Here is a 13402-nt window from a genome sequence, read left to right on the forward strand (position 1 = left end):
ATTAATAAAAATATTGGACCGGTAGCTCTGGACAGAGCATATCCCGACTAAGGTCGGGAAGGTCATAGGTTCCGAAAGCGTTATTAAAATATTGGATCTGTAGCTCTGGACAGAGCATCCCGACTAAAGTCGGGAAGGTCATAGGTTCCGAAAGCGTTATTTAAAAATATTGGACCGGTAGCTCAGTTGGATAGAGCATCCCGACCAAAGTCGGGAAGATCATAGGTTCCGAAAGCGTTATTAAAAATATTGGATCTGACTCTGGACAGAGCATCCCGACTAAAGTCGGGAAGGTCATAGGTTCCGAAAGCGTTATTTAAAAATATTGGACCGGTAGCTCAGTTGGATAGAGCATCCCGACCAAAGTCGGGAAGATCATAGGTTCCGAAAGCGTTATTAAAAATATTGGATCTGACTCTGGACAGAGCATCCCGACTAAAGTCGGGAAGGTCATAGGTTCCGAAAGCGTTATTTAAAAATATTGGACCGGTAGCTCAGTTGGATAGAGCAGCTGCCTTCTAAGCAGCAGGTCATTGGTTCGAATCCAATCCGGTTCACGAAAATGGTTCAATATTACAAAACCCGCTCTGGTAGCGGGTTTTGTGTTGTAATACGCTGGTCTGTATTAAAGCATTTATGTATAATCAGATTATTCTCAATGATTTCTGGTTCGAATCCAATCTGGTGGCCACGCTGGATTTATCAAAGACTTTTTACAAATATTGGTTTGTATAAATCAGCCGGAATACGGCTATCAGCATAGATGTTTTCAATTACCACAGGCTGCCGGTTAAGCATGGCCCATCCGCTGATACAAGCGTTTATCGGAGAATGCCTGCCTTTCCAAAGAGGACTTACAGCATCTTCGTCGGCTTAATAACATCTATCTCCATCTCGTAATACAAATGTAGTCCCTTCTGCTTATAGGCTGTTTCGATGTTTCTCCTGTTATTCTTTCCAGACAGATATAGATACTAAATTGTTATTGCCGGTGAAAACAATGAAGTAGCTTCCTGTTGCCAGGCTCGTAACGTCGATACGGGTTTGGGTTATGCCTGCTGCAACGGGAATGGTACGCCATACCCTGCCATCAACGCCAATTATTCTTATGTAGGACGTATGATTGGTAACCGGGCAGGTAACCGTAACCGGTGTATTGCCAGTGATCAAACTGGGATATACATTGAATGGCTGTTCATTATTGTTATTGAACAAAATAATGGGGCTATAGCGCACCATGCCGCTGTTTTCAACCATTTGTAGCCGGTAGTAAACAGTCCCTGAAGGCACATGCATGTCTGTCGCTGTATAATTATTCATGGAGTTTTCTGTAGCCGTTACCCGTTGTTCCGGCGTAAACACAATGCCATCTGTACTTCGTTCAACGAGATAATAACTCATGTTCTCTTCATTGGTTGTTTGCCAGTACAGTTGAACAGTACCGCTTTTGCGGTGACCGCTGAAATGCAACAGGGTTTCTGCCAGTGTAGAACAGACGCTCAGCGTAAGGCTTTTACTGGTGGTGCTGGTACAGCCGCCAATGGTGCTGGTAACTGAAATGATATATTTTCCGGTATCCAAAATAGAAACAGGGTTCAGAACAAGGGTATTTCCGGTGCTGATGTTTCCGCCGGGCCGCTGCCAGGAGTAGCTGAAGAAAGGGCTGGAAGGAAGGCTGAGCACGGCGGCGCCTCCAATACAGGTACTACCGGTGGTGACCACATTTGGTACCACCAGGGTGTCGATGGTAATGCTGCGCGAATAACTGTTGGCGCAGGCGTCGGCCATCAGGAACGTATACGTGCCTGATGGAAGGCCGGTGAATACGGGACTCGACTGCATCGGCGTGGCATTGAGTCCGTTGATGATCTGGAATTGAAACGGCAGTATTCCGCGTGTGCTGTCGGGCAGCAATGCTACCTGCCGGGTGGCCCCGCAAAGGGCAACGGCAGCAGCCGGATTGAACAAGGGCTGTGTATACACAGGGACAACGATGGTATCGGTAACAACATCACACCCCCAACCGCTCATGTCGTTCAGGATGGTTGGATTATAAGCAGTACTGTAGTGGTAGGCGGCATAGTAGGTACCGGGCGAAAGATTCGTCACCTCATCACTGAAAGAGGAACTATTAGCGCCTTTGTTATAGATCGAATTGACCGTGATGGTGCCATCGGGAAATGCAGAAGACCAATATGTATTGGTTGAAGCAAACAGCAGGATCTTACTGGCGTTCGTACAACCTTTTACCAGCGAAGCGGAGAACGAGGAATGGCGTAGATCACCAGGTCCTATAGTAACCATTACACTGTCTTTCTCTCCGCACGTAGTAATGGCGATTATTTTATAAGTGCCTACGGTAAAATAGTCCAGCAACACCCCGTTGAAGGTTACATTTTTTATGGTATCAGGATAGGTCAGGGGATGCACCGTGCCATCGACAGTTGTCATGGAAGAAGGACCTGATGCCACCACGATGTACCCCTGCCTGGAGTTGAAATTGAAATCCATTTGCAGACCTGTTGTTCCTTCCTTGCAGGAGGCGTATATCATCGGGAAGGCATTGGTAATATGAAATGCAGCTCCGCCTGCCCAGTCGAACTGAAGGGAATCTTTCTGGCAGCAATCCTGCCTGATCACTTTATACCCCGCAGCGGGTGGAAATCCTGAAAACGTTGAATTATTGGTTTGTGTAGCCAGGATGGCGCCGGTGGGGCTTACCAATGTATAGGTAATGGTGCTGCAATGCTTGGATGAAGGGAATTGGCTGTTGTCATTATATTGATCAAATGTATAGGCGAATTGACCGCCACAACCTGGTAAAACGGCGGAGTTGGCAACCATATCGAACCCCTGTAGATCAAGATCAATGACAGCGGAACCGGTTACGCCGCAATTATTGGTGACCCTTACGGCCATGGTTTTGTTATCGCCCGGAATATGGTGATACTTAAGCGTGAACTGACTTGTAATATCGCCGAAAATGTCAGGGGTATTGACCGTATTCGTAGTAACCGTGCCATCGGGCCCTGTCAACGAAACGGTATAAGGGGGCTTGAAACCGGTTATAAAACTTCTGACATTACAGGCAAAAGAATCACAGCCAAGGTATTGGAGACCTGCGCCACCTATAGCCACACTACTGGTGCCGGCGCTGAGCGTTACTACCCTGGTTTGAAAATTACCGCACGAATCTATCACCTTGCAGGTATAGTCGCCGGCGGGGAGGTTGGTAAATACATTGTTGCCTGCAGATAGCCCCGCGATAACAGGAGAAGGGCTCACCAGCGAATCGATAAACGGTCCGTGGCCATCGGTAACATAGAAGGTTATAGAACCATCGCTGCTCGAAGAACAGCTGGGCGATTGCGTGGTAACGTCCAGTGAGGGAACTGTGTACGTACCGGTTACTGTAAAATTACCGGTAACAGATGTATTACAACTATCGGTTACCAGTACAGTATAGCTGCCCGGCGCCAGCGATTGCAAAATATTCGACGATTGCGGCAGCGATAAAGCAGGGCCCGCAATAATACTGAAGACATAAGGGGAGGAACCACCCGATACCGATACGGTAGCTTTTCCCGTGGCGGCGCAACGGCTTTCAGTAATGTTGATTGAATTAATAGTCAGGGGTGTGGCGGCAGGGCATTGCGCCTTTGCCTTTTGCATAGTAACAATGATCAACAGCATGCAAAGGATTGCATGGTTTAGGGTACGGCGCATTATTTTGTTTTTTTCTGGGTGTGGAAATCGGATTTTTATTGTACGGTATACAGGGCGGGCGCAAGGTATTTTTTCTAATATAAAAGGAAGATCAAAATACTTGGATGTTGTATAGACGTGATTTTATATATAAAAAAGCTCCGGCAAAATATCGGATCTCATTTTATTTAGAAATATTCTTATATCATCATTGCTGCTCGTAAGCGCCCATGTCAATCAATCCATTCACTACCCTGGGCTTGCCATCGTAATCTTTTTCTGTAGCGTCCGTGATCCAGGCAGGATTGCCCTTACCTACAGCCGGGCTTCCTGTTTTCAAATGCAGGTCGGGTGTGGTAAGGCTGGTGAAAAGCGGGTCCTGGAAAAAAGAATGCGCGTCTTGTTGGGGTTGGACGTTGGATATGTTATTATCTCGTAGACCATCCAAATAAAGGTCGTTGCCATTATTTTCACATTAAGCCCGACATATCAGGAGAACTTCCTGATAAACCTCAAATGGAGTATATAGTGAAAGAGTTCGGAATTGAAAGTCCTTTACTGGATGAATATATTAACATTAATAACGAAGACATGGTGGTTAATATCGTTCTTCCAGTCGTTTCCTAAAAAACTACCGCCCTTTTCATACCAGCTCAATAGATTATCTTCGAATAAACACCGCATTGCCATGTATCATCATTTATCCAATTTTATTCGCATGTAATTCGGTTGATTCCAGGTACCAATCTTCTTCATCATACAACACAAACCTAAGTTGTATTTGCGCTACCCGGTGATAACCGCGTTTTTTTTGCTAAACAGCTCAAAAATAATAACTTGCAAATATTGTTTCCCGCTAAAAGTAGTGTATAATAGCGGAAATATAATGTTAGCTGAGATTTTTAAAAATCACTACAAAAATGCTAAGCGAAGAACTTAAAGACCAAATTCTGAATACTAAACTGAATTTCCTTAATGGCTATTTAATGGCATTAGGCTTTTTGAATTCATACTCAGTGGTTGGATATCGAGGTAAATTATTTGCATTTAATTTCTCAGCAGGTAATATTGAAAAGTGTGTACAAGATAACGCTTATGAACTTTTTGGAGTATATCCAAATGATTGGAATATTGAAATAAGAAAGAACGATGATTGGGAAACTAAGTTGAAATCTGAGTTAAATGCCTCTTTGACAAGGAGAATTCCTCATAAAGGGAATGAACTGTTGACTAAACAGTTAGACTATAGTAAAAATAACCTAGTTGATGACTTGAACTATCGGGTTAAGTTTTCGAATGAATATTTTGTAAGCATATTAAAAAGTGAATTTATTACTGATAAGACTGATGTATATGAATTAATTGTAAAAGATGTAGGAGCTTCTTATAGAATTGTTGGCATTGATTTGATATTCGAAATAGAATCCACGAAGCTACTTTTTCTACAACTAATAGGAAATGATTAAACATCAGCTAACATTGGTTTCCTGCAACAGTGGCTTCGGAATAGATAATCAATAATATATCTTTACCCGGCTTCGGAACAGGAAATGAGCTGCGGAACTATGAATATCACTGCTACAGAAAGCCCTGTCCGTTAGCGGTAATGCTATGACGACATCAAAAATATACGAAAAAATTAGAACAATTGCTGCGACTGTTAATGGCGACAGATTTGCTGTTGCTGAGTTTGACAGTAAAGTTCAAGTCTGGGACTTGACACTAGGCTTGGTAAACAAGTTTTCTACAGACTTTGACTTTGGCGGTAATCGCTTATCTATTTCAGAGGACGGAAAATATTTAGTTATTGGTGGTTATTCAGCAAACACAATTACTGCCTTTGACATTGACACAGGACAAAAGATTTGGCAACGAAAGGATTTGAAAAAGTGTGGGTCTGTGAAAATCCTAAATAAACTTGACAACCGAGTTTTTGTAAACTTAGAAAGACAGGGAACTCATATTCTTAACATTCATAACGGTGAAACGGTAGACAACTTAAAAGGCGTAGAATTTTATTACGAAAACTCTTATGGCAATATTGACTTGCTTGAAAAATCTACGACATACTCACTTGCAGACAGAATAAAAGGCAAGACAGTAAAGAATAAGCCAAAAACGACTTTCGCAATTCTTGACACTGCATTTTCAAAAGATAAAATTGTTTGTGCATATTCGGGCAATCCATTAGAAAGTATATCGACGGACAACTTTGAAAATATATGGGTAACTAAAGTGGTTGGGAACTTTCTTGAAATTGAATACTCCGTTGAACTTAATAAAATACTTGGTATTCGTTGGGAATATGAAAAAGGAAGCCCTAAGTTTTTATGTTACGTTGACATTAACACAGGGAAAGTTGAGAAAGAAGTTAATCTTGGTGAACCAATAGAAGCTGAGTTTCTAAAACAAGGCAGTCTTATGCTGACAAGTCAAGGAAAACTTTACTCAACATCGACTGTGCAACAAATAAGACAGTTTGACTTTGAAAGTGAATAAGCACATACACACAGGTTTTGCGTTAGTGGGCAGACAGTGCAAATAGAGACATTAGAGCAATTAGTAAAAGTTGGTGCAGGCAGACAGTTTTCGGTTTCAAAGCCTACCAGCGCAAAGCCCGAAACCGTTGTATGCAATCATATGACAACTCAAGAAATTATAGCAAATAAAGAGAGCATTTATTTTTGCGCTAAAGCATTTCGGGAAGATGCGAATACATTAATGCTTCAACTTTCACAGAAATTCGATTTTAATTTAAGTGATTGCGGCGCATGGCCAATTATAGTTTATAAAACAAATTACAATAATAAGGGCATACTTAACCCAGACTGGACATTCTATCTTCATGGATCTCATTGTCGTTTTGATAATTTGAGAACCGGACAAGCAATCGAAGTTAAATACACAGAAAAGCCTGAGTTTGGTTGTTTAGATGGGTTTTTCTTTTTTAATTATATGCAAACAACGGACAGGTTTAAAGAATTGTCCAATTGGTTTATCGATCATCTAAATGTTTACACTGCACTTGAAGTATTAGCCGAAGAAGGGACTTTGACAAAAAAGCCAAGCATTGGATCGGGTAGTTATGTTTTTGCGTTATAGTATGCGTACAACAGTACATTGGTAATATGGCGGGCGACAAATATATTCTCAGCATTTAGTTCGCTATTGGGCTTCAGTTTCAGCCGACGAATAACGCCGAGCAATTGAACAAATAATGAACTTTTAGTTATAAATTTAGCAGCGGTGTCAGTCTGACGATTTTCAAACGCCGACACATCGCCAAGCCGTTATCCGTTGTAAGCAATACACCGCCAATCGAATATCATGGAAGAAACTGAAATTGAAATACGGCATTGCTCGCTTTGCCGACCAATTGAAAGAAATGAAGAAAAGTACCAAACAAACATCATTGCGACAAGTTGTATCTGGCGAGAGAATTTAGAAGTTGACTATACACTACAAATGAGTCCCAGCGTTGCACAGACTTACATTGTTGTTTTAAATCAGCCAGTAAAGTTTCACCTCAACATGAGTTTATGGCTCTTCTATGACTGCCCAACTGCATATTACAATGGCTACGAAAATGAAGCGGAAATTGAACAGGCAAAATTTTGTTTTGGTCAAATCACCAACCTTGTTTCTTATAATGAGTTAGGAGGTTTTTGCGTAGGGCAGCGGCGCGAGCTTGCTCGCAGGCGCGGACACTTTTCCGGACATTTTAACCCTAAGATTTACAAAAGCCTCTAATAATTTAGGGGCTTTTTCTTTGATCGATGTGCTCCGAAAGTATAGCATCACGAGAGCGATCAGGTGTTTGCGCTGACATGCCTGGAATGCAATTGATTGAATAGGTGTATATTAATTACCTTTATAAGAGTCGAACAATCGTCCATGCCCAATATTCCGGAACATATTCCTCAACTTGTAGGCGAGATATATCGTACCAGGTCGCGCTTGGTGTTTGCCACCCTGATACGTTTGCTTAAAGACTTTGATCTTGCCGAAGACGCCATGCACGATGCTTTTAAGGCCGCACTTGAACAATGGGGTGAAAAGGGCATTCCTTCGAATCCGCTGGCGTGGCTTGTTTCCACCGGCCGGTTTAAAGCAATCGATCGCATCCGGCGCGAATCAAGATTCGACTCGTTGGAGCAGCAGCAGATCTGGCAAACGGAAGCTACGCCCCCCGATGCTTCCAGGCTAATTGACAAAGCGATAGAAGATGATATGCTCCGGCTGATCTTCACCTGCTGTCACCCTGCGTTGTCGCTTGATGCTCGCACGGCCATGACCATGCGTGAGGTTTGCGATCTGACCACCGAAGCGATCGCAAGCGCATTTCTTGTTACCCCCTCTACTATGGCCCAACGAATAGTCCGCGCCAAGGCCAAAATTCGTGAGGCAAAAATACCGTTTGAAGTGCCGATGGAACATGAATTGCCAGACCGGCTCGGAGCTGTACTCCAGGTGATCTACCTGGTATTCAACGAAGGCTATTATGCTTCATCTGGCGAATCGGTAACCCGTGTTGACCTTTCAAGCGAAGCTATCCGGCTTGGGCGTCTGTTGCACGTTTTGCTACCTGATTCTGAGGTTACAGGATTGCTTGGCCTCATGCTGCTGCACGAATCCCGCCGACCGGCCCGCACTTCATCAAAAGGAAATATTATTCTATTGGAAGATCAGGATCGATCGCGTTGGGATCGCGATATGATTGAGGAGGGATTGACGCTGGTAGAACGGGCATTTTTATCCAAACCGCCAGGCCCCTACACGCTACAGGCCGCCATCGCGGCCCTACACGCTGAAGCCGTACGTCCCGAAGCTACGGACTGGGCCCAGATTACCAGGCTATATAGCCGGCTGCTGAACATAAATCCCTCTCCAATTATTGAATTAAACCGTGCCATCGCCATTGCCATGCACAAGGGGCCTGAAGCTGGTTTGCAGCAGATAGATGCGATCCTGGAGCGTGGGGACCTAAGCGACTATCATTTGGCACACTCCGCGCGGGCGGAACTTTATCGGAAATTGGGCCGTACAAACCAAGCAAGGGCATCATGGGAACGTGCCCTCGCCCTGGCACAACAAGACCCGGAACGGCGGTTTATCCAACGAAAGCTTGGCGAATTGGGATCGTAATTCCAGAAGGTGCAAAAAAATTTCAAACTGTTTGTCGATTTTGTCATTGGCCATTCGACTACCTAATGAAAACAAACATTACATCACAAAAAACAATTATGGGTCATGACTGAAAAAAAGACGAAGGTCCGGGTTGCTAGTTTCTCGATCTCACTTGACGGCTACGGGGCGGCCACGGATCAAAGCCTTGACAATCCGATGGGCATAGATGGTAAAGCCGTTCATGAATGGGTATTTTCCACCCGCTGGTGGAGTCAGATTGTTGGACAGGAAGGCGGCACAGAAGGGATCGATAACGATTTTCTGAAGCGTGGATCAGAAAATCTCGGTGCCTGGATTATTGGCAGGAACATGTTCGGGCCAGTTCGGGGCCCCTGGCCAGATATGAACTGGAAGGGTTGGTGGGGAAACAATCCTCCTTATCACGTTCCGGTTTATGTGCTAACACACTACGCAAGACCTCCTTTGAAGATGGAGGGGGGAACGACTTTTTACTTTATTACCGAAGGCATTCATGATGCGCTTGCCAAGGCCCGGGAAGCTGCCAATGGAAAGGATATCCGAATTGGAGGCGGGGCGAACATCATACAACAGTACCTCCGCGAAGGACTGATCGATGAGCTACATATTGCCATCACACCGACGATATTAGGTGGAGGTGAAAGACTATTCGATAATGTTGACTTGCGTAAATTGGGTTACGAATGTGTCCGATTCGAGGCATCGGAGAAGGTCACACATGTCATTCTTCAACACAATAAAAAATCATTATGAAATACATTTGTCTTGGATACATGAATGAAGAAGTTTGGGAAACACTTTCCGAAAGCGAACGGCAAACCTTTATGGACGACTGTTTTGGCTACGATGATGAGCTTCGGCAGAATGGTCACTATGCAGGCGGAGAGGGTCTGCAGGAAGCCCGAAATGCCGCCACATTGAGATGGCGCGGCGGCAAGGTTTCCGTAACCGACGGTCCTTTCGCCGAATCCAAAGAGCAAATCGGCGGGATCATGATCCTTGAAGCTACCGATCTGAATCATGCCATCCGCCTGCTGTCTAAGCATCCGTCTCTCCGGCTGGGGCGCGGCGGCAATAGTTGGGAAATCCGCCCGGCATTCGACCTGACGGGCTTTATCGAAGATAGCAAACGGCGAAGAGAATGACTTTAGTGAAGACCTTGCTTTCATTTTGGAGTTGTTGCTTTACAAGCCATAAAACGCGGTATTTACTATAGCTTTGCGCAAAAAGAAGATGGCATTTTCCGCATTGGGTTTATCTGCACCTTTATTAAAGGCAATAGGCGAGCAGTCATTTATACAGCCTACGCCTGTGCAGCAGCAGGCTATTCCTGCTATCTTACAGGGAAAGGATATACTCGGCATATCTAAAACCGGCTCTGGCAAAACTGCCGGTTATGTATTGCCTATACTGGAATTGTGCCAGCGCCGGGTAGAAAAGAAAGACAGGCACGTGCGGGTACTGGTAATAGTGCCCACACGTGAGCTGGCTATACAGGTAAATGATGTTTGTAAAACCTTCTGCGCTCACCTGCCGAATAACATAAAAACAATGGCGGTGTATGGTGGTGTTTCCATCAACCCGCAAATGATGGCCTTGCATGGCATCGAAATATTAATAGCTACACCGGGCCGATTGATTGATCTGATAGACCATAAAGCCGTGCACTTGGCACAAGTAGATTTACTGGTGCTGGATGAAGCCGATAAAATGCTGAACCTGGGCTTTAAAGAGGAGATGGATAAAGTATTTCAGCTGCTACCGGCCAAACGCCAGAACCTGTTGTTCTCTGCCACTGCCAGTGAAGATATTAAAGAGATGCAGCGTCACCTGCTGCACCAGCCGGTAACGATTGAAGTGGTAGAAGAAGAGCAGCGCATTGAACTGATTGAACAACTTGCCTATCATGTAACCGAAGCACGTAAGGGGCCGCTTTTACGTTACCTGATCAAGAATGAAGGTATGCAGCAAGTGCTGGTGTTTACCTCTGCCGTAAGAACGGCAGATAACCTTACCGGCAAACTTATCAAAAATGGGATACAGGCAGCTTCTTTGCACGGACACTTGAGCCAGACTGCCCGTCTTGAAAAGCTGCAACGTTTTAAAGCAGGCAAGCTGCGGGTACTGGTAGCGTCTGATCTTGCTTCGCGGGGTATTGATATTCAGCAATTGCCCATAGTCATTAACTACGAGCTGCCACGTTCTCCCAAAGATTATATTCACCGCATCGGCCGTACCGGCAGGGCAGGGATTTCGGGCAGGGCTGTTTCGCTGATATGTCCTGAAGACCAGCATCATTTTGGCATCATCCAGAAAAAGATGGGGAAAAAAGTAGAGATCCTGGAAAGTGACGATATTAATCTGCAGGGCTTTTAATAATTACGTCTGGCATGCTGACTATTACTGCCCCTGGTGATGATCTGGATGTTGTAGATTAACGTCCGGGAGATTTGTTTCTGCTTGCGTAATAAAGGCCGATGGCATTAACTCAATATGGTGTTTACTGGCTACTTTGATAAGTATAGGCATAAGGACCGAGGCGCCAGGTATCAGGACAAAGGGTACACCAATCCCCAAAATTTTTAATGAGTCCATGACCTGTGTCTTCAATATATGGTCTTCCTCCGCTGTTATCTTTCCTTCCCTGATAAACTTAACGATAATAAGGGCTGCTTCACGCTCACCTTTGCCTTCGGTTTTTAAATTGTGCAAAAAATGATGTATATGCGTTTCCAGAATTGCTATTATTTCCATGATAATGCAAAGAAAAGAAAAAATATTGGTCCTTCTATACCCCTGACGGAGGGCAGACAGTTGGAGTAAAAAACTGTATTAAACGTCTACTTTCAAATCAGGCTGAATACCTGCTGCAATCGGAGATACCGTATGATTTTATTCGCAAGAGGTTATCCACCCAGGTATACAACAGCAAAGAGAACGTCGTGATCATCAAAGGAGCTTTCCTGGATATCCTGGAAGTATGCGACCGGGTACAATATGCCGATGGCAACGTTGAGTCGATAGAAAAGGTAAAAGTTACGATCACTGGTCTTTACGAGAGAGAATCAGCCAAAGGTTTCCGGGTATTGGGCCTTGCTTATAAAGCAATAACCGATGGTAAGGATATTACGCGGGAGGAAGAAACCGCTATGATCTTCCTTGGCATCATCACCTTGTATGATCCTCTTAAAAAAGAAATCGCAGACACTATCCGGCATTTAAAAGACCGGGGTGTTGCACTCAAGATCATTACGGGCGATAACCAACTGGTAGCGGCCAGCCTGATGAAGCAGATGGGCTATGAAAATCCCGTATTGCTCACGGGTAGCAATCTAAGCCAAATGAGCAATGAAGCTTTGTTGAACCGCGTGCCCCTTACCGATGTATTTGCAGCAGTAGAACCTAAACAGAAAGAACGGATCGTTGCTATCCTGAAAAAAGCAGGACATGTTGTAGGCTTTTGGGGGGATGGTATTAATGATGCGGCTGCCCTGCACGCCGCCGATGTAGGGATCTCTGTGGATTCGGCCGTGGAAGTAGCCAAAGAAGCTGCGGATATTATCTTAATGGACCATGACCTGAATGTATTGATCAGTGGCATTAAAGAAGGGCGCTATACTTTTGCCAATACCATGAAATACATTTTCATGGCCACCAGCGCCAACTTTGGCAACATGTTTAGTATGGCCGGCGCCTCCAACATCCTGAAATAGCTATCAATTACATTACTGGTATTATACATTCTTTCACAAATACTATTTCGGGAGCGGATAGAGAAATAATAGGCCTTTATGATTATACCACAGGAAAAAGCAATACGATATATCACTCTATTTAAGAAAAAACCGGGGTCGGTTAAACAACCATTGTGTTGTGTCAACTGCTCAATTACGTAAAAATCACCAGCTTAAGTTTATATAATTTCTTTAATTCCTCCCTCAATTGGTTTGAAGAAATTCCAATCCGGATCACTTACAAAAACAGAAGCCTTCAAATCATTGGTTTTGAAGGCTTCTTCTGTGTTCGAGAAATCCATTGTATTTTAAAGGTGTCGAACACTGGTGTATTCTTTTGATGCTTTTAGGAAATCCTGTCTAATTATGATGTTCATAAATAACATAGGTATGTAGTTTATTTGTCAATAGATCGATAAGCAATACCTATATCCAAGCCCAGCCAAAAAAAGTGATGCAAACCTGATAAAAAGCAGGATAGAAACCAACTGGAATAAGGGATTTGAGGCAGCCCGGTGTTTTAATAGTTCGGCTTTTGTTTTTCCAACCAGTTGCATGAAGTCTGCCTATTAATGCTGCATCAGACGGTGCAGCATACCTGCATGGCTTTGCTCAGGGCAGTTACCGGCTACCGTTCCACTACCCATAATATTTCCACGCTGCTGGCCCTTATTGAAAATTTCTCAAAATTTCCATTGCTTATTTTTCCCGCATCACTAAAGAAGAAAAAGAACTTTTCCTGCTTTTAAGTCATGCTTACTCCGATGCCCGGTACAAGGAAGAATATGCAGTACCGG

At 44.1% G+C, this 13402-nt stretch carries 12 protein-coding genes and 1 tRNA gene; 10 read left to right on the forward strand and 3 right to left on the reverse strand.

The genetic code is table 11. The features are described 5' to 3' along the window. Nucleotides 1-483 precede the first annotated feature (483 nt). Nucleotides 484-557, forward strand: a tRNA-Arg gene (locus A3860_RS28510). Nucleotides 558-948: 391 nt separating this feature from the next. Here A3860_RS28510 and A3860_RS28515 read toward each other — a convergent pair. Beyond that, nucleotides 949-3726 carry a hypothetical protein gene (locus A3860_RS28515; RefSeq protein WP_081153104.1) on the reverse strand — a complete coding sequence of 926 codons (2778 nt, stop codon included), beginning with the start codon at nucleotides 3724-3726 and terminating at the stop codon, nucleotides 949-951. Between the two features lie 187 nt (nucleotides 3727-3913). Next, entirely contained in the window at nucleotides 3914-4153 is a 240-nt protein-coding gene (locus tag A3860_RS28520; protein WP_081153106.1) for a choice-of-anchor Q domain-containing protein, read from the reverse strand. Nucleotides 4154-4625: 472 nt separating this feature from the next. On the opposite strand from A3860_RS28520, the gene A3860_RS28525 reads away from it, so the two are divergent. From A3860_RS28525 to A3860_RS28560, 8 genes are all read left to right on the forward strand, one after another. Beyond that, a complete protein-coding gene (locus A3860_RS28525) occupies nucleotides 4626-5171 on the forward strand; it encodes a hypothetical protein (RefSeq protein ID WP_081153109.1) in 546 nt (181 codons plus the stop codon). Between the two features lie 145 nt (nucleotides 5172-5316). Then, the gene (locus tag A3860_RS28530; protein WP_081153111.1) at nucleotides 5317-6204 is read left to right on the forward strand and encodes a WD40 repeat domain-containing protein; all 888 of its coding nucleotides are present in this window, start codon (nucleotides 5317-5319) and stop codon (nucleotides 6202-6204) included. A gap of 141 nt (nucleotides 6205-6345) precedes the next feature. Then, nucleotides 6346-6807, forward strand: coding sequence for a DUF6896 domain-containing protein (locus A3860_RS28535; RefSeq protein ID WP_081153114.1), 462 nt, complete (start codon nucleotides 6346-6348; stop codon nucleotides 6805-6807). A gap of 225 nt (nucleotides 6808-7032) precedes the next feature. Continuing rightward, complete coding sequence (locus tag A3860_RS28540; protein WP_081153117.1) at nucleotides 7033-7455, forward strand: hypothetical protein; 423 nt, start codon at nucleotides 7033-7035, stop codon at nucleotides 7453-7455. 144 nt (nucleotides 7456-7599) lie between these two features. Next, nucleotides 7600-8850 carry an RNA polymerase sigma factor gene (locus A3860_RS28545; protein WP_143774303.1) on the forward strand — a complete coding sequence of 417 codons (1251 nt, stop codon included), beginning with the start codon at nucleotides 7600-7602 and terminating at the stop codon, nucleotides 8848-8850. A 105-nt stretch (nucleotides 8851-8955) separates the two neighbouring features. Next, nucleotides 8956-9624 carry a dihydrofolate reductase family protein gene (locus A3860_RS28550; protein WP_081153119.1) on the forward strand — a complete coding sequence of 223 codons (669 nt, stop codon included), beginning with the start codon at nucleotides 8956-8958 and terminating at the stop codon, nucleotides 9622-9624. Further along, nucleotides 9621-10016 carry a YciI family protein gene (locus tag A3860_RS28555; RefSeq protein WP_081153123.1) on the forward strand — a complete coding sequence of 132 codons (396 nt, stop codon included), beginning with the start codon at nucleotides 9621-9623 and terminating at the stop codon, nucleotides 10014-10016. Before A3860_RS28550 ends, A3860_RS28555 begins: the two co-directional genes overlap by 4 nt. A gap of 88 nt (nucleotides 10017-10104) precedes the next feature. Beyond that, nucleotides 10105-11247, forward strand: a complete 1143-nt coding sequence (locus tag A3860_RS28560) for a DEAD/DEAH box helicase (RefSeq protein ID WP_081153126.1) — start codon at nucleotides 10105-10107, stop codon at nucleotides 11245-11247. A gap of 24 nt (nucleotides 11248-11271) precedes the next feature. Here the strand turns inward: A3860_RS28560 and A3860_RS28565 are convergent, their stop codons facing one another. Further along, nucleotides 11272-11625, reverse strand: coding sequence for a hypothetical protein (locus A3860_RS28565; protein WP_081153129.1), 354 nt, complete (start codon nucleotides 11623-11625; stop codon nucleotides 11272-11274). A gap of 188 nt (nucleotides 11626-11813) precedes the next feature. Between A3860_RS28565 and A3860_RS28570 the strand changes: the two genes are divergently transcribed. Next, the gene (locus A3860_RS28570; RefSeq protein WP_216823525.1) at nucleotides 11814-12584 is read left to right on the forward strand and encodes an HAD-IC family P-type ATPase; all 771 of its coding nucleotides are present in this window, start codon (nucleotides 11814-11816) and stop codon (nucleotides 12582-12584) included. Nucleotides 12585-13402: the final 818 nt, after the last annotated feature.

Source organism: Niastella vici (genome assembly GCF_002077945.1).
In the GTDB taxonomy this organism is placed as follows: domain Bacteria; phylum Bacteroidota; class Bacteroidia; order Chitinophagales; family Chitinophagaceae; genus Niastella; species Niastella vici.

Bases quoted from the DNA above. Each gene is read 5' to 3' on its own strand.
- A3860_RS28515 (WP_081153104.1), bottom strand. From the start codon at position 3,726: ATGCGCCGTACCCTAAACCATGCAATCCTTTGCATGCTGTTGATCATT.
- A3860_RS28525 (WP_081153109.1), top strand. From the start codon at position 4,626: ATGCTAAGCGAAGAACTTAAAGACCAAATTCTGAATACTAAACTGAAT.
- A3860_RS28530 (WP_081153111.1), top strand. From the start codon at position 5,317: ATGACGACATCAAAAATATACGAAAAAATTAGAACAATTGCTGCGACT.
- A3860_RS28535 (WP_081153114.1), top strand. From the start codon at position 6,346: ATGACAACTCAAGAAATTATAGCAAATAAAGAGAGCATTTATTTTTGC.
- A3860_RS28540 (WP_081153117.1), top strand. From the start codon at position 7,033: ATGGAAGAAACTGAAATTGAAATACGGCATTGCTCGCTTTGCCGACCA.
- A3860_RS28545 (WP_143774303.1), top strand. From the start codon at position 7,600: ATGCCCAATATTCCGGAACATATTCCTCAACTTGTAGGCGAGATATAT.
- A3860_RS28550 (WP_081153119.1), top strand. From the start codon at position 8,956: ATGACTGAAAAAAAGACGAAGGTCCGGGTTGCTAGTTTCTCGATCTCA.
- A3860_RS28555 (WP_081153123.1), top strand. From the start codon at position 9,621: ATGAAATACATTTGTCTTGGATACATGAATGAAGAAGTTTGGGAAACA.
- A3860_RS28560 (WP_081153126.1), top strand. From the start codon at position 10,105: ATGGCATTTTCCGCATTGGGTTTATCTGCACCTTTATTAAAGGCAATA.
- A3860_RS28565 (WP_081153129.1), bottom strand. From the start codon at position 11,625: ATGGAAATAATAGCAATTCTGGAAACGCATATACATCATTTTTTGCAC.